Annotated in this window: 16 protein-coding genes; 8 read left to right on the top strand and 8 right to left on the bottom strand. The window is 65.9% G+C overall.

Features of this window, described 5'->3' with window-relative positions; all coding sequences use genetic code 11:
• Positions 1–273: 273 nt before the first annotated feature.
• The 3 genes from ACODTJ_RS26565 (at position 274) to ACODTJ_RS26555 (ending at position 3,054) form a co-directional block, all read left to right on the top strand.
• Positions 274–1,122 (top strand): LolA family protein, encoded by an 849-nt coding sequence (locus tag ACODTJ_RS26565; protein ID WP_454654402.1) that lies wholly within the window; start codon positions 274–276, stop codon positions 1,120–1,122.
• 81 nt (positions 1,123–1,203) lie between these two features.
• Positions 1,204–2,019, top strand: a complete 816-nt coding sequence (gene xth / locus ACODTJ_RS26560) for an exodeoxyribonuclease III (RefSeq protein WP_454654401.1) — start codon at positions 1,204–1,206, stop codon at positions 2,017–2,019.
• A gap of 75 nt (positions 2,020–2,094) precedes the next feature.
• Positions 2,095–3,054: an EamA family transporter gene (locus ACODTJ_RS26555; protein WP_454654399.1), complete on the top strand. Its 960-nt coding sequence runs from the start codon at positions 2,095–2,097 to the stop codon at positions 3,052–3,054.
• 9 nt (positions 3,055–3,063) lie between these two features.
• On the opposite strand, the gene ACODTJ_RS26550 is transcribed toward ACODTJ_RS26555, so the two are convergent.
• Both ACODTJ_RS26550 and ACODTJ_RS26545 read right to left on the bottom strand, forming a co-directional pair.
• The gene (locus ACODTJ_RS26550; protein ID WP_454654398.1) at positions 3,064–3,528 is read right to left on the bottom strand and encodes a cyclic nucleotide-binding domain-containing protein; all 465 of its coding nucleotides are present in this window, start codon (positions 3,526–3,528) and stop codon (positions 3,064–3,066) included.
• A gap of 3 nt (positions 3,529–3,531) precedes the next feature.
• On the bottom strand, positions 3,532–4,218 hold the full coding sequence (locus ACODTJ_RS26545; RefSeq protein ID WP_454654397.1) for a response regulator transcription factor: 687 nt from the start codon (positions 4,216–4,218) through the stop codon (positions 3,532–3,534).
• An 81-nt stretch (positions 4,219–4,299) separates the two neighbouring features.
• Between ACODTJ_RS26545 and ACODTJ_RS26540 the strand changes: the two genes are divergently transcribed.
• Positions 4,300–4,866 (top strand): L,D-transpeptidase family protein, encoded by a 567-nt coding sequence (locus ACODTJ_RS26540; protein WP_454654396.1) that lies wholly within the window; start codon positions 4,300–4,302, stop codon positions 4,864–4,866.
• Between the two features lie 104 nt (positions 4,867–4,970).
• Complete coding sequence (locus ACODTJ_RS26535; RefSeq protein ID WP_454654395.1) at positions 4,971–5,351, top strand: glyoxalase superfamily protein; 381 nt, start codon at positions 4,971–4,973, stop codon at positions 5,349–5,351.
• A gap of 164 nt (positions 5,352–5,515) precedes the next feature.
• On the opposite strand, the gene ACODTJ_RS26530 is transcribed toward ACODTJ_RS26535, so the two are convergent.
• Entirely contained in the window at positions 5,516–6,181 is a 666-nt protein-coding gene (locus ACODTJ_RS26530; RefSeq protein ID WP_454654393.1) for a YggS family pyridoxal phosphate-dependent enzyme, read from the bottom strand.
• A 153-nt stretch (positions 6,182–6,334) separates the two neighbouring features.
• Here ACODTJ_RS26530 and leuS point away from each other — a divergent pair, with 153 nt between their 5' ends.
• The 3 genes from leuS to holA are packed head-to-tail and all read left to right on the top strand — an operon-like array spanning position 6,335 to position 10,514.
• Positions 6,335–8,959, top strand: a complete 2,625-nt coding sequence (leuS, locus tag ACODTJ_RS26525; protein ID WP_454654391.1) for a leucine--tRNA ligase — start codon at positions 6,335–6,337, stop codon at positions 8,957–8,959.
• A complete protein-coding gene (locus ACODTJ_RS26520; protein WP_454654389.1) occupies positions 8,946–9,479 on the top strand; it encodes an LPS assembly lipoprotein LptE in 534 nt (177 codons plus the stop codon). The genes leuS and ACODTJ_RS26520 overlap by 14 nt, the downstream gene beginning before the upstream one ends.
• 6 nt (positions 9,480–9,485) lie before the next feature.
• Entirely contained in the window at positions 9,486–10,514 is a 1,029-nt protein-coding gene (gene holA, locus ACODTJ_RS26515) for a DNA polymerase III subunit delta (protein WP_454654388.1), read from the top strand.
• A 186-nt stretch (positions 10,515–10,700) separates the two neighbouring features.
• Here the strand turns inward: holA and ACODTJ_RS26510 are convergent, their stop codons facing one another.
• The 5 genes from ACODTJ_RS26510 to mnmE all read right to left on the bottom strand — a co-directional run bounded on the left by ACODTJ_RS26510 (position 10,701) and on the right by mnmE (position 16,356).
• Complete coding sequence (locus ACODTJ_RS26510; protein ID WP_488850886.1) at positions 10,701–11,582, bottom strand: ParB/RepB/Spo0J family partition protein; 882 nt, start codon at positions 11,580–11,582, stop codon at positions 10,701–10,703.
• Between the two features lie 29 nt (positions 11,583–11,611).
• The gene (locus ACODTJ_RS26505; RefSeq protein ID WP_488850884.1) at positions 11,612–12,442 is read right to left on the bottom strand and encodes a ParA family protein; all 831 of its coding nucleotides are present in this window, start codon (positions 12,440–12,442) and stop codon (positions 11,612–11,614) included.
• On the bottom strand, positions 12,439–13,047 hold the full coding sequence (gene rsmG / locus ACODTJ_RS26500) for a 16S rRNA (guanine(527)-N(7))-methyltransferase RsmG (protein WP_488850882.1): 609 nt from the start codon (positions 13,045–13,047) through the stop codon (positions 12,439–12,441). The genes ACODTJ_RS26505 and rsmG overlap by 4 nt, the downstream gene beginning before the upstream one ends.
• 35 nt (positions 13,048–13,082) lie before the next feature.
• Positions 13,083–14,969, bottom strand: coding sequence for a tRNA uridine-5-carboxymethylaminomethyl(34) synthesis enzyme MnmG (gene mnmG / locus ACODTJ_RS26495; RefSeq protein ID WP_454654384.1), 1,887 nt, complete (start codon positions 14,967–14,969; stop codon positions 13,083–13,085).
• 73 nt (positions 14,970–15,042) lie between these two features.
• A complete protein-coding gene (mnmE, locus tag ACODTJ_RS26490; RefSeq protein ID WP_454654383.1) occupies positions 15,043–16,356 on the bottom strand; it encodes a tRNA uridine-5-carboxymethylaminomethyl(34) synthesis GTPase MnmE in 1,314 nt (437 codons plus the stop codon).
• Positions 16,357–16,458: the final 102 nt, after the last annotated feature.

Raw genomic sequence — 16,458 nt, 5'->3', positions numbered from 1 at the left:
GCATGGAGAACGAGGGCATCGTCGGACCAGCTAACCACGCCGGGAAAAGAGAGATCCTGGTCGAATCCCAGAATCAGCACGACGATTGAGGCTTGCGACGCCGCACGCCCTTGCGGCAACCGGCGCCAGTCCTCAAATTGCCATGACGATGCTGCAACCTCGGCAGCGAACCAGGCGTTGAGACGGAAAGACCGGATCGGGACGCCCGATCTCCCGCGCCAGCGATCTCTAGGCTTCGGCAGGAGTGGCCGCGGCACAAGGAATGGAGCAGCCTTGCTCGACAGATTGACCCCGGCCGCCCGGGCTTCGGCTCTGGTGGCGACGATGATCGGGTGCGGGCTCGTGGCCGGACCGCTGGCGGCCCAGCCATTGCAGCTTCAACCGCCGAAGCCCGCTGCCGCCAAGCCGGCGGCCCCGCGCCTCGTGCTGCCGCCACCCCGGCCTGCCGGGCTCGGTGAGGCGCGCAGCGCCGCCAGCCAGGCCGCTCCGGTTCAGGCTGTCGCATCGAACGCCCCTGCCGTGGCCGCCGCCGCGGCTGAGACGGCCAAGCCGGCAGCCACTCCCGCCAAGGGCAAGCAAGCCCCTCCCGCGACGCAGGAAGAGGCGGTCGAGCGGCTCAACGCCTATCTCAACAGCTTCACGACCCTGCAGGGCAATTTCATCCAGCACGCCTCCAATGGGCGGCGTCTGGAAGGGCGCATCTATATCCAGCGCCCCGGCAAGATGCGCTTCGAATACGAGCCGCCGACCACCACGGAGGTGATCGCGGACGGCACCTCTGTCGCGATCCGTGACAAGCGCCTGGCGACGCAGGATCTCTATTCCATCGGCCAGACGCCCTTGAAATTCCTGGTGCGCGAGAAGATGGACCTGGCGCGCGAGGGCACCCTCAAGGGCGCCAGCGTCGATGGCGACCTCCTCACGGTCCGCATCGAGGACCGCTCGACGCTGGGCGGCACCTCGAAGATCACGCTGAAATTCGACCTCGTTGCCAACGAACTCCGACAATGGATCGTCGTCGATCCGCAGGGTTACGAGACCGCGATCTCGCTCTACAATCTCGACACCCGTCGCCGGCCCGATCCGCAGAATTTCGTGATCGACTATCAGCGCAGGCTCTGACGCCCCCCGCGAGCCGAAAACGGCTTGCCTTTTGCGCCCTGACGACCCAGTTTCCGGCCTCCTCCCTGCCGGAATCCTCGCGTGCAACTCACCGTCACCAGCTGGAACATCAATTCGGTTCGCCTGCGCATCGGCATGGTCGGGGAGTTCCTGACCACTCACGCCCCCGACGTGCTCTGCCTGCAGGAGACCAAGACGCCGGACGAGCAGTTTCCGGCCAAGGCCTTCCACCAGCTCGGCTATGTCCATCAGGCCTTCATCGGCCAGAAGGGCTATAACGGCGTCGCCATCGTCTCGAAATTGCCCTTCAGCGAGAAGGAGGCGATGTCGATGTGCGGCCGCAACGACGCCCGGCACATGACGGTGACGCTCGACAAGGCCGCCGGCCCCGCCGCCGGCATCGCCATCCATAATTTCTACATCCCGGCCGGCGGCGACCTTCCCGATCCCGAGAAGAACGACAAGTTCGCCCATAAGCTCGCCTTCCTCGACGAGATCGGTGCCTGGGGCGTGACGAAGAAGCCGACCGACCGGCCGGCGATCCTGCTCGGCGACCTCAACATCGCGCCGCTGGAGCACGACGTCTGGAGCCACAAGCAACTCCTCGACGTCGTCAGCCACACGCCGATCGAGACGACGACGCTGGAGAAGCTGCGCAGCGAGCTCGGCTGGACCGACGCGGCCCGCACGCTGCGGCCCGAACCCGAAAAGCTCTATTCCTGGTGGAGCTATCGCGCGCAGGATTGGTCGGCAACGAACAAAGGCCGCCGGCTCGACCATATCTGGCTCTCGGACGCGCTGAAGCCGACCTTGCGCGACCTCACCTTCCTGCGCGAGGCCCGCGGCTGGGAGCGCCCCTCCGACCATGTCCCGGTCACCGTGACGCTGGATCTCTGACGAGCCTACGCCGCGCTTCATACCGCAGCGGCCCCTCAGCCATGCCGACCCGTCCTAACCGGCGGGCGAGCCCGCATGGTATGGGCCGGCGGCAAGTTCTCCGGCGAAGCCAGTCCCGTGCAGCCAGCCCCCTCCACATCGCTCTCCTTCCGCGACATGCTGCTCATACTGGCGGTCATGATCGTCTGGGGTACGAATTTCGTCGTCATCCATATCGGCGTCGCGCATTTCCCGCCGCTGCTCTTCGCCGCCCTGCGCTTCACCTTCGCGCTCTTGCCGGCGGTCTTCTTCCTCAAGCGGCCGGACGCGCCCTGGAGCAAGCTCGCCGCCTATGGCGTCCTGATCGGCGCCGGCCAGTTCGGCCTGCTCTTCTTCGCGATCAAGGGCTATATCGCGCCGGGCCTTGCCTCGCTCGTGGTGCAGTCGCAGCCCTTCTTCACCATCCTGCTGGCCGCGGCGATCACGCATGAGCGCGTGCAGCCCTTCCAATTCGCCGGCCTTGCGCTCGCCGCCATCGGCATCGGCGTGATCTTGTGGCACACCGACGGCTCGACCACGCCGCTCGGCATCGTCCTCGTGCTCGGTGCGGCCTTCTGCTGGGCCGCCGGCAATATCGTGGCGCGCAGCACGCCCAAGGTCGACATGCTCGCCTATGTCGTCTGGACCAGCCTGTTCGCGATCCCGCCGCTGCTTGCCCTGTCCTGGACGATCGAAGGCTGGCCGGCGATGCGCGACGGCCTTGTCCATGCGCCAGCCATCGCTTGGGCCGCCGCGATCTGGCAGGCGGTCGGCAATGTCATGTTCGGCTATGCCGTCTGGGGCTGGCTGCTCTCGCGCTATGCCGCTGCCACCGTTGCGCCGACATCCCTGCTGGTCCCGGTCTTCGGGATGGGCGCCGCCGCGATCTGGCTCGGCGAGCCCTTGCCCGGCTGGAAATTCCTCGCGGCCGGGCTGGTGCTCTCCGGCCTGTGCCTCAACAGCCTCTGGCCGCGCTTCGCCGCGATCCGGGCGGCGAGACACCCGCCCTCGTCCTGAACGACCGGGCTACTTCCGGTCGATTGCGCTCAGCGCTTCCTGAACGGCGGTGAGTTCACCGACGAAACCCAGCAATCGTTCTCCGATCGCGTTCGCGATGGCCTCGGCCGAATCAGGCGATTCGCCGAGCACGCGCCGCATCACGCTGCGCGGCAGCCGCATCACCTGCGTCGGCTCGCGCGCGATCGCGGTGACCTGACGCGGGACTGACGTGAAGAGGGCGAGCTCGCCGATCATCGCGCCGGGGCCGATGATCTCGGTCGCCGGCTTGCCATCGTCCTGCACCGTCAGCGCGACCGCGCCGGATACCACGAGAACAGCCCCGTCCGACGGCTCGCCGGCGCGGAACAGCACGTCTCCGGCGCGCAGTATGCGGCTTTCGGCCGCGAAGGCGAGGAGCCTCAGCGCATCGCGCTCCATCAGGCTCAGCAACGGCTGCCGGGCCAGCAGGGCCATGTCTTCGTCGAGGGCCATCCGTCAGGGATTCAGCCGGTAGCCGCCGGCATCGGTGACCAGCAGGCGGGCATTGCCCGGATCGGGCTCGATCTTCTGGCGCAGCCGGTAGATATGGGTTTCGAGCGTATGCGTGGTCACCTGGCTGTTATAGCCCCAGACCTCCTGCAGAAGCACCTCCCGCGCGATCGGCTTGCGGCCGGCGCGATAGAGGAAGCGCAGGATGGCCGTCTCCTTCTCGGTGAGCTTGGTCTTGGACCCCTTCTCGCTGACGAGCAGCTTGGAGCCCGGATGGAAGGTGTAGGGACCGACCTGAAAGATCGCGTCCTCGCTCGCCTCGTATTGCCTGAGATGGGCGCGGATGCGCGCCAGCAGCACGGCGAACTTGAACGGCTTGACCACGTAATCGTTGGCGCCGGCCTCGAGCCCGAGCACGGTATCGGCATCGGAGCCTTGCGCCGTCAGCATCACGACAGGGCTCTTGAAACCGTTCTTGCGCATCACCTTGACGGCCTCCCGCCCATCCATGTCGGGCAGGCCGACATCCATCACGGCGAGGTCGACACGGTCGCCTTGCACCGCCTTGATCGCCGCGGTCGCGTTGTCGGCCGTCGACAGCCGGAACTCCTCGTAGAGGGCCAGTTGCTCGGACAATGTGTCGCGCAGGGTCTGGTCGTCATCGACGAGCAGGATATGATGGACGGCGGACATGAATGGATCGCTCGCACGCAGGGATTTCGGCAACATGAGCCTGCTGAGTCGTCATCGCAAGTGAGGCCGCCTGGAATTCCCGTGAGAAACCGTTCGAACCCCTCGAGCCAGCCGCATGGCGGACCGCGCAATCTCACCGCTCTGCGCGTCTTCGCCTCGGTCCATGACCGCCGCAAGGGCTTCCTCGTCGCCGGCAATACCATCTTCCCCTGCGCGCTCGGTCGCTCCGGCATCGGCACCGTGAAACGCGAGGGAGATGGCCGTACGCCGCGCTTCGACCTGCCTTTGCGCAGCATTTTCTACAGGGCTGATCGCCTCCCCCGTCCTCGCACCTTGCTGCCGCTGAAACGGATCGGGCCGCGCGACGCCTGGTGCGACGACCAGAAGGACCGCCGCTACAACCGCCTGATCGACCGCCCGCCCGGCGAGGCCGAGGAACGGCTGCAGCGCGAGGATCATCTCTATGATGTGATCGTCGAGCTCGGCTGGAACGACCGGCCGGTGCAGCGCGGGCGCGGCAGCGCGATCTTCTGGCACCTCGCCCGCGCCGGCTTCACGCCGACAGCCGGCTGCGTTGCCGTCGAGGGCCATGTCTTCGCCAAGCTGCTGCCCCGGCTGGCGCGCCATTGCCGGATCGTGGTGAGGTGAGCTAGGAAGGAAGCGGGCACCGTCTCGATCATATCTTAGGATCAGGTAGCCACGCTCCCGGGCACCGTCCCGCGACGCGGCGCCATCCCAGCCAGAGATTTGCGATGACTGATTCGGTTTCCGCGTTCCGCTTCGGGCGGATCGCCGCCATGTTGCCCGTGGCCGACATCGCCCGCGCCTGCGATTTCTACGTCAGTGCCCTCGGCTTCCGTAAAACCTTCGAGAACGGCGACCCCGTCGGCTTCATGATCCTGAAGCGCGACGCAGCCGAACTGCACCTGACGCTCCAGCCCGGCCACAAGGCAGCGGATTTCAACGTCGCGCATATGATGGTCGAGGATATCGACGCGGTGCATGCCGTGATCCGCGAGCGTGGCCTGCGCATCGTCAAGGGCCTGCGCGACAAGGACTACGGCCTGCGCGCCTTCGTCTTCGAGGACCCGGACGGCAACCGCATCGATGTCGGCGAGCCCTTGAAGAAATAGCAGCGAAACCCGCTGTCTTCCCGTGCGCGCTGCGGCGCGAAGTGCCGCTGCGCAGACACGGGACCGTCGTCAGAAGAGAGCGCCCTATCAGGAAAACGGTCCCGCATCTGCGCAGCAGCATTGCATGCTGCAGCGCGTGCGGGATGACCGCACCTTGAAAGAGGTCACCCCCGCGCCCCGAAAATCGCGCTGCCGACGCGCACATAGGTCGCGCCAAGCTGGATCGCCGCCTCGTAATCGGCGCTCATGCCCATCGACAAGCCCTTGAGTCCGTTGCGGGCCGCGATCTTTGCGAGCAGGCCGAAATGCGGCGAGGGCGGCTCGTCAGCCGGCGGAATGCACATCAGCCCCTCGATCGCGAGACCGTGAACCTCGCGGCAGCGGGCAATGAACGCATCTGTCTCGGCCGGCAGCACGCCGCCCTTCTGCGCTTCTTCGCCGGTATTGACCTGGACGAAGAGCCGCGGGGCCTTGCCCAGCCGCGCGATCTCGCGTGCCAGCTCCTTGGCCAGGCTCTCGCGGTCGAGCGACTGGATGACGTCGAAGAGCTCCACCGCCTCGCGCGCCTTGTTCGACTGCAGCGGGCCGATCATGTGCAATTCGGCGTCGGGGAAGCGCTCCTTCAGCGCCGGCCACTTCGCCTTGGCCTCCTGCACGTAGTTCTCGCCGAAGACGCGCTGCCCGGCTTCAAGCACTTCGACGATCTGCTCGGCCGGCTTGGTCTTGGAGACCGCAACCAGCGCGACCGAACCGGCTTCACGCCCGAAATCGCGCTCGGCCCGGCTGATCGCCGTCCGAATTTCAGCCAAACGCGTAACCGTATCGCTCATCTGCCAGCCTCTCATGCCCTGCGCGCCGTTGACCGCGTGCGCGCAATGGTGTCCTAGAGCAGGTTGCAAGATTCCGACATCCGGTTTTTGCATTCAGCCCCTGCGCCGGCCTGCCTCCGGGAGCCGGCAAACCCGCAAGAATTGCCCGCTGACATGGCCGTCGAACGCTACAATCCGAAAGAGTCCGAGCCGAAATGGCGCACCGTCTGGGAGGAGCGCAAGCTTTTCGAGACGAGGAACGACGACACCCGGCCGAGCTACTACGTCCTCGAGATGTTCCCCTACCCGTCGGGGCGCATCCATATGGGCCATGTCCGCAACTATGCGATGGGCGACGTCGTCGCGCGCTACAAGCGCGCCAAGGGCTTCTCGGTGCTGCACCCGATGGGCTGGGATGCGTTCGGCCTGCCGGCCGAGAACGCTGCCAAGCAGAAGAAGGTTCATCCGCGCGAATGGACCTATGAGAACATCGCGACCATGCGCAAGCAGCTCAAGTCGATGGGCCTGTCGCTCGACTGGAGCCGCGAGCTCGCGACCTGCGACCCCAGCTACTACCGCCACCAGCAGAAGATGTTCCTGGACTTCCTGAAGGCCGGGCTGGTCGACCGCAAGACCGCCAAGGTCAACTGGGACCCGGTCGACGAGACCGTGCTGGCCAACGAGCAGGTCATCGACGGCCGCGGCTGGCGCTCCGGTGCCCTGGTCGAGATCCGCGAACTCACCCAGTGGTTCTTCAAGATCACCGAATACGGCCAGGAGCTGAATGACGCTCTGGAAGGCCTGACCCGCTGGCCCGAGAAGGTCCGGCTGATGCAGAAGAACTGGATCGGCCGCTCGGAAGGCCTGCTGGTTCGTTTCGCCCTCGAATCGAATGGCGCCGGGCAGGACGAGGTCGAAGTCTACACGACCCGCCCCGACACGCTGTTCGGCGCCAAGTTCGTCGCCATCGCGCCCGATCACCCGATCGCCAAGTCGATCGCAGCCAAGAGCCCCTCGCTGCAGGCCTTCATCGAAGAATGCAAGCGCACCGGCACCGCGCAGGAAGCGATCGACAAAGCCGAGAAGCTCGGCTTCGACACCGGCCTGCGCGCCATCCACCCGCTCGATCCGAACTGGACGCTGCCGGTCTATGTCGCGAACTTCGTGCTGATGGAATACGGCACCGGCGCCATCTTCGGCTGCCCGGCCCATGATCAGCGCGACCTCGACTTCGTCAACAAATATGGCCTCGGCAATACCCCGGTCGTGGCGCCCGAGGGCACCGACCCCGCCGGCTTCGTCATCACCGACACCGCCTATGACGGCGACGGCCGCATGATCAATTCCCGCTTCCTCGATGGCCTGACCATCGCGGAAGCCAAGGAGGAGGTTGCCCGCCGCCTCGAAGGCGAAACCCGCGGCAATCGCCCGGTCGGCCAGCGCAAGGTCAATTTCCGCCTGCGCGACTGGGGCATCTCGCGCCAGCGCTACTGGGGCTGCCCGATCCCGGTCATCCATTGTTCCGCTTGCGGAACGGTGCCTGTGCCGGATACCGATCTCCCCGTGCAGCTCCCGGACGATGTCTCCTTCGAGAAGCCGGGCAACCCGCTCGACCATCACCCGAGTTGGAAGCACGTCGCCTGCCCGCAATGCGGCAAGGACGCCCGTCGCGAGACGGACACGATGGACACCTTCGTCGATTCGTCCTGGTACTTCGCCCGCTTCACCGATCCGTGGCGGACCGAGAGCCCGACCGACCGCAAGGCTGTCGACCGCTTCCTGCCGGTCGACCAGTATATCGGCGGCGTCGAGCACGCGATCCTGCACCTGCTCTATTCGCGCTTCTTCACCCGCGCGATGAAGAAGACCGGCCATGCCGGCCTGGACGAGCCTTTCGCCGGCCTGTTTACGCAAGGCATGGTCGTGCACGAGACCTATCGCGCCGCCAATGGCGACTGGGTCGAGCCGGGCAATGTCCGCATCGAGGTCTCCGGCACTGACCGCCGCGGCTTCGACGTCGACACCGGCGCCCCGATCGAGATCGGCTCGATCGAGAAGATGTCGAAGTCCAAGAAGAACGTCGTGGACCCCGACGATATCATCGCCTCCTACGGCGCCGATACCGCACGCTGGTTCATGCTCTCGGATTCACCGCCGGATCGCGATGTGATCTGGACCGACGAGGGCGTGCAGGGCGCCGCCCGCTTCGTCCAGCGCCTCTGGCGCATGGTCGCGGAGATCGCCGAGCGCACCGGCGGCAAGGCCACCAAGCCCGCTCAGATCGGCGAAGCCGCTCTCGCCCTGCGCAAGGCGAGCCACCGCGCGCTCGACGCCGTCGGCGCCGATATCGAGCGCCTCGGCTTCAATCGCTGCGTCGCCCATATCTACACGCTGACCAACGCCATCGGTAAGGCGCTCGACGGCGCGGCCGAGAAGCCCGAGCTCGATGCCGATATCGCTTTCGCGCTCCTTGAGGCTGCCACGATCGTCACCCAGCTTGTGGCGCCGATGATGCCGCATCTGGCCGAGGAATGCTGGCACGCGCTCCGCCAGCAGGGCCTCGCCGGCGAGGCATCCTGGCCGGAGGTTGATCCGGCGCTGCTGAAGGATGACAGCATCACGCTGCCGGTCCAGATCAACGGCAAGAAGCGCGCGGAAGTGACCGTGGCCGCCGATGCCGATACGGTGGCGGTGGAAGCGGTCGTGCGGGCCAGCGAGGCCGTTCAGCGGGCCCTCGAAGGGCGTCCGATCCGCAAGATCATCGTGGTTCCCGGGAGAATCGTGAATGTCGTCGTCTGAAGCCGCTCTCCCCCGCCGCAGCTTGCTGGCAGCCGCGCTGATGGTCGCCGCCCTAGCGGGCGGCTGCTTCCAGCCGCTCTATTCGGACTACACCGCCAGCACGGTCGGCGGCAGCGTCAAGACGGCGCTGCGCGGCATCGAGATCCCTGAGATCAAGGGTGTGACCGGTCACTATTTCCGCAACGAGCTGGTCTTCGAGCTCGACGGCGGCGGCGATTCAGACGCGCGCAAGACCCTGAAACTCGAAGCAGTGCTTGGGGAATCGGTCGAGATCGTCACCGTCGACTATGCCAACGGGCGTGCCGATTCGGCGGTGCTGGTAGCGACGGTGAGTTGGAAGCTGGTCCGCCTGGGATCTGGCGAGGTCGTCTCCACCGGCACGAATTCCGTCCGCGTCCCCTATGAACGCTCCTCGCAGCGCTTCGCCACCGTGCGCGCTGCGCGGGATGCACAGATTCGCGCGGCGAAGAACCTCGCCACCATCGTCCGGGGCCAGATCGCCGCCGATATCACCTCCTGACGCGCCATGGTTGCGATCAAGGCGCACGAGGCCGAACGAACCCTCGCACGGCTCGATCCCGCCTGGCGGCTGGTCCTGATCTACGGCCCCGATGCCGGCCTCGTCTCGGAACGGGCGGCGGGGCTTGCGCGGGCTAGCGTCGACGACCCCCAGGACGCCTTCCAGCTCATCCGCATGGACGGCGACGCCATCGCCTCCGATCCGCTCAAGCTGGCCGACGAGGCGAACACGATCGGCCTCTTCGGCGGTCGCCGCGCCATCCGCGTCTCACCGACCTCGAAGCCGCTGCTGGCGGCGCTGGAGCCCCTGCTGGCGACACCGTCCCAGGACGCACTCGTCATCATCGAGGCCGGCGATCTGCAGCGCAGCAATCCCATTCGGACCGCCTGCGAGAAGGCGAAGACGGCGCTCGCCGTGCCCTGTTATGGCGATGCGGCCCGCGATCTCGGTTCGATCATCGACGAAATGGTCCGCGCCGCCGGCAAATCGATCGACCGCGTCACGCGCGATCACCTCACCGGTCTGCTTGGTGGCGACCGGCAGACCTCCCGCCGCGAGATCGAGAAGCTGCTGCTCTATGTCGGCTCGGACCCGGCCGTCCAGATCGAGCACGTCGACGCCGTCGTCGGCGATACCGCTCAACGCGAACAGGCGATGCTGGTCGATGCTGTCTTCGCCGGAAAGCTGCCGGTTCTCGACCTCGCCCAGGCCAAGCTCAGCAGCGAAGGACTCGATCCCGGCGTGATGCTCGGCGCCGTGCTGCGGCAAGCGCTGACGCTCCTGAAGGCGCGCCAGTCGATCGACGCCGGGAAAGGGCTCCGCGATGTCGTCGCGACGATGCGCCTGCCCTATCCGCGCATCGCGACCACGGAAGCTGCACTCAATGCCTGGTCCAGCGCGAAATTGAGCGAAGCCGTCGGCCTGCTGGGCAATGCCGTGCTGGCGACGCGGCAGAACGCCGATATGGGCCGCGCCATCGCGACCCGTGCCCTCTGGACGCTCGCCCGGCTCGGACGTGCCGGGCGGCCCGAGTAAGCGCTGTCGACACTCGGTGGCAGCAAATGCGGAGCCACTTTATTTGTCATTCCGGGGCTTCGCGAAGCGAAGAGCCCGGAATCCACGACTGGGTAGGACATCCGATGCATGTTGTTGGCGGCTCACCCGGTCGTGGGTTCCGGGTTCGCGCCTGCGGCGCGCCCCGGAATGACAATGGTGTTCCGATCAAGCTTTCAGGCGGTGACAGAGCGCGTCGAGCTGCTCGAGCGTCTTGTAGCCGATCTTGACCTCGCCCGAGCCGTTCGCCCGATGCCCGATCGAGACGGATAGGCCGAGCGCCTCTTCCAGCGCCTTCTCGAGAGCGCGCGTGTCCGGATCCTTCGCCGTCTTCGGCTTGCTCGGCGCAGCACTCTTGGTCTCGCCGCGCGCCTCTTCCTGCACGATCCGCTCGATATCACGGACGCTCAGGCCGTCGTCGATGATCTTCTGCGCCATGAATTCCGGGTCCGAAACGGACAGGAGCGCACGGGCATGGCCGGCTGAAACCGCGCCTTCGCTGACCAGCTTGCGCACCGGCTCCGGCAGCTTCGACAGGCGCAGCGTGTTGGCGACATGGCTGCGGCTCTTGCCGATCACCCGCGCCAGGTCGTTCTGCGTATAGCCGAATTCGGCGATCAGGCGCTCGTAGCCCGCCGCCTCTTCGATCGCGTTGAGGTCCGTGCGCTGCACGTTCTCGACGATGGCGATCTCCAGCGCCTCGCGATCATCGGCCTCGACCAACAGAACCGGGACGTCATGCAATTCGGCCCGCTGGGCCGCGCGCCAGCGACGCTCGCCGGCGATGATCTCGTAGGCGTCCATCATTCCGGGGATGGAACGAACGATGATCGGCTGGAGAATACCGCGCTCGCGGATCGAGGTCGTCAGGTCCTCGAGATCCTCTTCCACAAAATTGCGACGCGGATTGCGGGCGCTCGGCCGCAGGAACTCGACGGGAACACGACGCTGACCGCGCGCCCGCTCGATCGCCCCGAGCTCATCTCCGACATCGCCGATCAGCGCCGCCAGACCGCGGCCAAGGCGGGAACGCCCCTGTTCTTCGGCCATTGCCATCCTCATCAACCTCTATTTGTAATTTATGCCGCGGCCCGCAGGGCGCGCTCGCGCTTGATCACTTCCGAAGCCAATCGCAGATAGGCCTGCGAGCCGGAGCAGCGCAGATCGTAGAGCAGCGCCGGCTTGCCATAGGACGGCGCCTCCGAAATCCGCACATTGCGCGGGATCACGGTCTCGTAGACCTTGTCGCCGAGGAAGCTCTTCACATCCGCCATCACCTGCCCGGACAGGTTGTTGCGGGGGTCGAACATGGTCAGCACCACACCCTGGATGATCAGGCGCGGATTGAGACCGGCCTTGACCTGCTCGACGGTCTTGAGCAGCTGGCTCAAGCCTTCCAACGCGAAGAACTCGCATTGCAGCGGCACCAACACCGCGTCCGCTGCCGTCATCGCATTGATCGTGATCAGGCTGAGCGAAGGCGGGCAATCGATCAGGATATAGGTCAGGTCCTGGCAACGCTGGTCATAGACCAGCTCGTCGATCGCGTTCTTGAGGCGATGCGCCCGATCCTTGGTCGAAGCGATCTCCAGCTCGACACCGAGCAGATCAAGCGTCGAGGGCGCCAGCGACAGGCCGGGAACCGCCGTCGGCTGCAGCGCCTGCCCGAGCCCGACATCGCCACAGAGCACGTCATAGGTCGAGGATTTGCGGTTGCGGCGATCGACGCCGAGCCCTGTCGACGCATTGCCCTGCGGGTCGAGGTCAACGATCAGCACCTTCTCGCCAATGGCGGCCAGGGCGGTGCCAAGGTTGATCGCGGTCGTCGTCTTGCCGACGCCGCCCTTCTGATTCGCAAGCGCGATCACGCGCGGGCGGCGCGGTGTCGTCACGGATGTGAGCTCAGTCATGGATCGGCTCGTCTCTCCGCCGAGCGCACCACCAGGATTCGCGCGGCATCGTCAGTCACGGAGGAAACCGTTGTCGCTTGAATCTTCCAATATCTGGCCGAGTCGGTCAATTCCGCATCTAGATGTTGTCCCTTGGGAAAGAGACCGAGCGTGCCGGTTCTCAACAGCTCTTCGCACCAGCCGAGCAACTGGGGCAGGGGCGCCAGCGCCCGAGCCGTCACGACCTCAGCCTTCCCGGTGAAATCGCCGATCACGTCCTCGATGCGGGCTGCGTGGACCTTGACCGGCGCCCCGGTGATACGGGCCGCGTGGCGCAGGAACGCGCATTTCCGGGCATTGCTCTCGACCAGATCGATCTGGCCCTTGCCCTGCTCGGCCAGACAGATGCCGATCACAAGTCCGGGAAAGCCGCCGCCGGAGCCGAGGTCGAGCCAACGCTCGCGACCCTCGGCCAGGCCGAAGATCTGCAGGGAATCCGCGATATGGCGGGTCCAGACATCGGCCAGCGTCGCCGAGGAGACGAGGTTCTTCGCCGCCTGCCAGCGCCCGAGCTCGGAGACCAGAAGGGCGAGGCGCTCCTCTGTTTCACGTGAAACAGGCGTCAAGCTCAAAGCGCGCTGGCGGTCGTTCTTATCAACAGTCACGTCGTACCTGTGGATAATGCGGGCGTTCGGCGCTTTCGGGCGTGAGCCGCCAACAGCGTCAGGGCTGCCGGAGTCATGCCTTCGATCCGGCCCGCCTGGGCCAGGTCGGCCGGTCGCTGAGCCGCCAGCTTGAGCTTCAATTCGTTCGACAGGCCTGAAATCGCGTCAAGGTCGAGATCGGCCGGAACCTTCAGGGATTGATCGCGGCGATAGGCCTGGATCTCCGCCGCCTGCCGGTCCAGATAAACCGAATAGATGGCATCCGCGGTCACCCGCGCCACAACCGGCGCGGCATACTCCGTCAGCTCCGGCCAGACGGCAGCCAACTGCTCGAAACTCACATCCGGATAGGACAGAATCTGGTACGCACTGCGGCGCAAACCGTCCTGGTTGAGCTGAAAGCCGACGGCTTGCGCTTGCTGCGGCGTCAGCGAGAGGCCCTTCAAGGTCTCGCGCAAACCGGAGATATCGCGATCCCGGGTCTCGAAAGCGGCCTGTCGCATCGAGCCGACGATGCCAAGCTGCACTCCCAGCGCCGTCAATCGCTCATCGGCATTGTCGACACGCAAGGACAAGCGGAATTCCGCTCGCGACGTGAACATTCGATACGGTTCCGTAACGCCATGCGTCACGAGGTCGTCGACCAGCACGCCAATATAGGATTGCGTGCGATCGAACACGGCGGCCTCAGCCCCGCCTGCCATTCGCGCCGCGTTCAAGCCGGCAAGCAGCCCTTGAGCGCCCGCCTCTTCATAGCCGGTCGTGCCGTTGATCTGCCCCGCCAGGAACAACCCGGCAAGCGCGCGTGTTTCGAGCGTGTTCTTCAGGGCGCGGGGATCGATGAAATCATACTCGATCGCATAGCCCGGCCGCAGCATCGCCGCCCGCTCGAGGCCGGGGATCGTCTTCAGCAGGTCGAGCTGGACGTCTTCGGGCAACGAGGTCGAGATCCCGTTCGGATAGACGGTATCGTCATCGAGGCCCTCGGGCTCCAGGAAGATCTGATGGCCGTCGCGATCGCCGAAACGCCCGACCTTATCCTCGATGGACGGGCAGTAGCGCGGTCCGCGCCCCTCGATCTGGCCGGAGAACATCGGAGCACGGTGCAGATTGGCCCGGATGAGATCATGGCTCGCCAGCGTCGTCCGGGTGATCCCGCAGGAAATCTGCGGGTTGGTAATGGTCGTCGTCAGCGCAGAGAAAGGCTCCGGCGGTTCATCACCCGGCTGCATTTCGAGCGCAGCCCAATCGATGCTGCGTCCGTCGAGGCGCGGCGGCGTTCCCGTCTTCAGCCGTCCGAGCGGGAAACCATGGCGCTCCAGTGTTGCCGACAGGCCAAGTGACGGCGCCTCGTCGACACGTCCAGCCGGAATCCGCTTCTCGCCGATATGGATCAGGCCACGCAGAAAGGTGCCGGTCGTCAGCACGACCGTTCCGGTTCCGAATCGGCATCCATCCGCCAGCACGACCCCGGTGACGCGCCCGGCTTCGACCTCCAGGTCGAAAACCTCGCCGGCGACGATGTCGAGATTGGGTTGCGCCACCAGAAGGTCCTGCACCGCCTGGCGATAGAGCTTGCGATCCGCCTGAGCGCGCGGCCCGCGGACCGCGGGGCCCTTCCGACGATTGAGCATGCGGAACTGGATGCCGCCGAGATCGGCAGCCCGCGCCATGATGCCGTCGAGCGCATCGATCTCGCGAACGAGATGTCCCTTGCCGAGTCCACCAATGGCCGGATTGCAGGACATGACGCCGATGGTTTCCGGCTTATGCGTGACCAGGGCGGTGCGGGCGCCGTAGCGCGCCGCAGCCGCGGCCGCTTCGGCCCCGGCATGGCCGCCGCCGACGACGATCACGTCGTAATGCTGCCGATGAATTGACATGCGGTTTCGCTAGCGAAGCGCGGCGGATGGGTCAACGACAATCGCGGAAACGTGGCCGGATCCCGCCGCTTCCTCACTTTCCGATACAGAATCCAGCGAAGAGGCGGTCGAGCACATCCTCAACATCGATCCGCCCGACCAATCGTTCCAGCGCGACGACGGCAAGCCGGATATCTTCCGCCAGGAGCTCGCCCTGCCCATGACGCGCCGTCGTGGCGCGTTCGAGCGCCGCGATCGCGTCCGTGACGGCCACGCGATGGCGCTCGCGAGTAAGAAGCGCAGATTCCCCCGATCCAAGTTGCTGGAGGCGGGCCGCGATCTCGGCCAGCAACTCGTTCACGCCCTGGCCAGTCCTGACGGAGATCGCCTGCTCCCCGGGCAAGGCCGATCCCGGAAGATCGGCCTTCGTCGCGAGCTTGAGCAACTGAGCCTCGCTCTCGATTCGATACGGCTCCGAATCGATACCGCGCAAGCCGAGAACGAGATCGGCACGGGCAACCAGAGCCCGCGCTCGGCGAACCCCTTCGGCTTCGATCGGGTCGGCGCTGTCGCGAAGGCCGGCGGTGTCGATCAGGATCACCGGAAGGCCGGCGAGATCCAGCCGCACCTCCAATGTATCCCGCGTCGTTCCTGCGATCGGCGAGACGATTGCGACCTCGCGGCGTGCCAGCGCATTGAGCAGGCTGGACTTGCCCGCATTAGGTGGCCCGGCCAGCACGACGACGAACCCTTCGCGAACACGCTCGCCCATGGCGAAGCTGCCGAGGGCGCTCTTCAGCGAACCGAGCACGTCTGAGGCGAGATCCAGCGCCTGCTTCTGCAACGGGCCCGACACATCCCCTTCATCGGAAAAATCCAGTTCGGCAGCGAGCAGGCTCATGGCCTCGATCAAGCTCGCCCGCCACGTCGTGGCGAGCGTGCTCAATGCCCCGTCCATCTGGCGCAGCGCCTGCTTGCGCTGCCATTCCGTTTCCGAATCGATCAGGTCCGCCAGACCCTCGACAGCGGCAAGGTCCAGCTTGCCGGCCTCGAAAGCTCGCCGCGTGAACTCCCCGGCTTCCGCGAGCCGGATATCGGGCAGGGCAGTGAGAACGCTCAGAAGCCGCGCCAGGACAGCTCGCGAGCCATGGACGTGGAATTCGGCGACATCCTCGCCGGTGAAACTGGCGGGAGCGGCGAAAAACAGGACAAGCGCGCTATCGATAGCCGCGCCTCGCGCATCGACCAGCTTCCGCAGGGTCGCGACCCGCGGTTCGGGGATGAGCCCTGCAAACGTTTCGAGAACGAATCGAACGCGCGGTCCGGAAACTCTGATCACGGCAACGCCGGCTTTGCCGGGCGCCGAGGAGAGGGCCACGATCGTCGTATGGGCGTGTGGAACCATCATGCCTGTCGAGTAGTGCCGTATCGAGCAACTTCTTGAACGAGGTCCCGACGAACATCAAGGCTGTCAGGGCGAGGGCTGCTCGACCGCTCCGGGGCCGTGCTT

Source organism: Allobosea sp. FG18, assembly GCF_057809495.1.
The sequence above is the reverse complement of the archived record's forward strand: the minus strand, read 5'-3'. Positions and strand labels throughout refer to the sequence as shown.

Coding starts and splice junctions, on each gene's coding strand:
- ACODTJ_RS26555 (WP_454654399.1), top strand. CDS start 2,095: ATGGTATGGGCCGGCGGCAAGTTCTCCGGCGAAGCCAGTCCCGTGCAG.
- ACODTJ_RS26550 (WP_454654398.1), bottom strand. CDS start 3,528: ATGGCCCTCGACGAAGACATGGCCCTGCTGGCCCGGCAGCCGTTGCTG.
- ACODTJ_RS26545 (WP_454654397.1), bottom strand. CDS start 4,218: ATGTCCGCCGTCCATCATATCCTGCTCGTCGATGACGACCAGACCCTG.
- ACODTJ_RS26535 (WP_454654395.1), top strand. CDS start 4,971: ATGACTGATTCGGTTTCCGCGTTCCGCTTCGGGCGGATCGCCGCCATG.
- ACODTJ_RS26530 (WP_454654393.1), bottom strand. CDS start 6,181: ATGAGCGATACGGTTACGCGTTTGGCTGAAATTCGGACGGCGATCAGC.
- leuS (WP_454654391.1), top strand. CDS start 6,335: ATGGCCGTCGAACGCTACAATCCGAAAGAGTCCGAGCCGAAATGGCGC.
- ACODTJ_RS26520 (WP_454654389.1), top strand. CDS start 8,946: ATGTCGTCGTCTGAAGCCGCTCTCCCCCGCCGCAGCTTGCTGGCAGCC.
- holA (WP_454654388.1), top strand. CDS start 9,486: ATGGTTGCGATCAAGGCGCACGAGGCCGAACGAACCCTCGCACGGCTC.
- ACODTJ_RS26510 (WP_488850886.1), bottom strand. CDS start 11,582: ATGGCCGAAGAACAGGGGCGTTCCCGCCTTGGCCGCGGTCTGGCGGCG.
- ACODTJ_RS26505 (WP_488850884.1), bottom strand. CDS start 12,442: ATGACTGAGCTCACATCCGTGACGACACCGCGCCGCCCGCGCGTGATC.
- mnmG (WP_454654384.1), bottom strand. CDS start 14,969: ATGTCAATTCATCGGCAGCATTACGACGTGATCGTCGTCGGCGGCGGC.
- mnmE (WP_454654383.1), bottom strand. CDS start 16,356: ATGATGGTTCCACACGCCCATACGACGATCGTGGCCCTCTCCTCGGCG.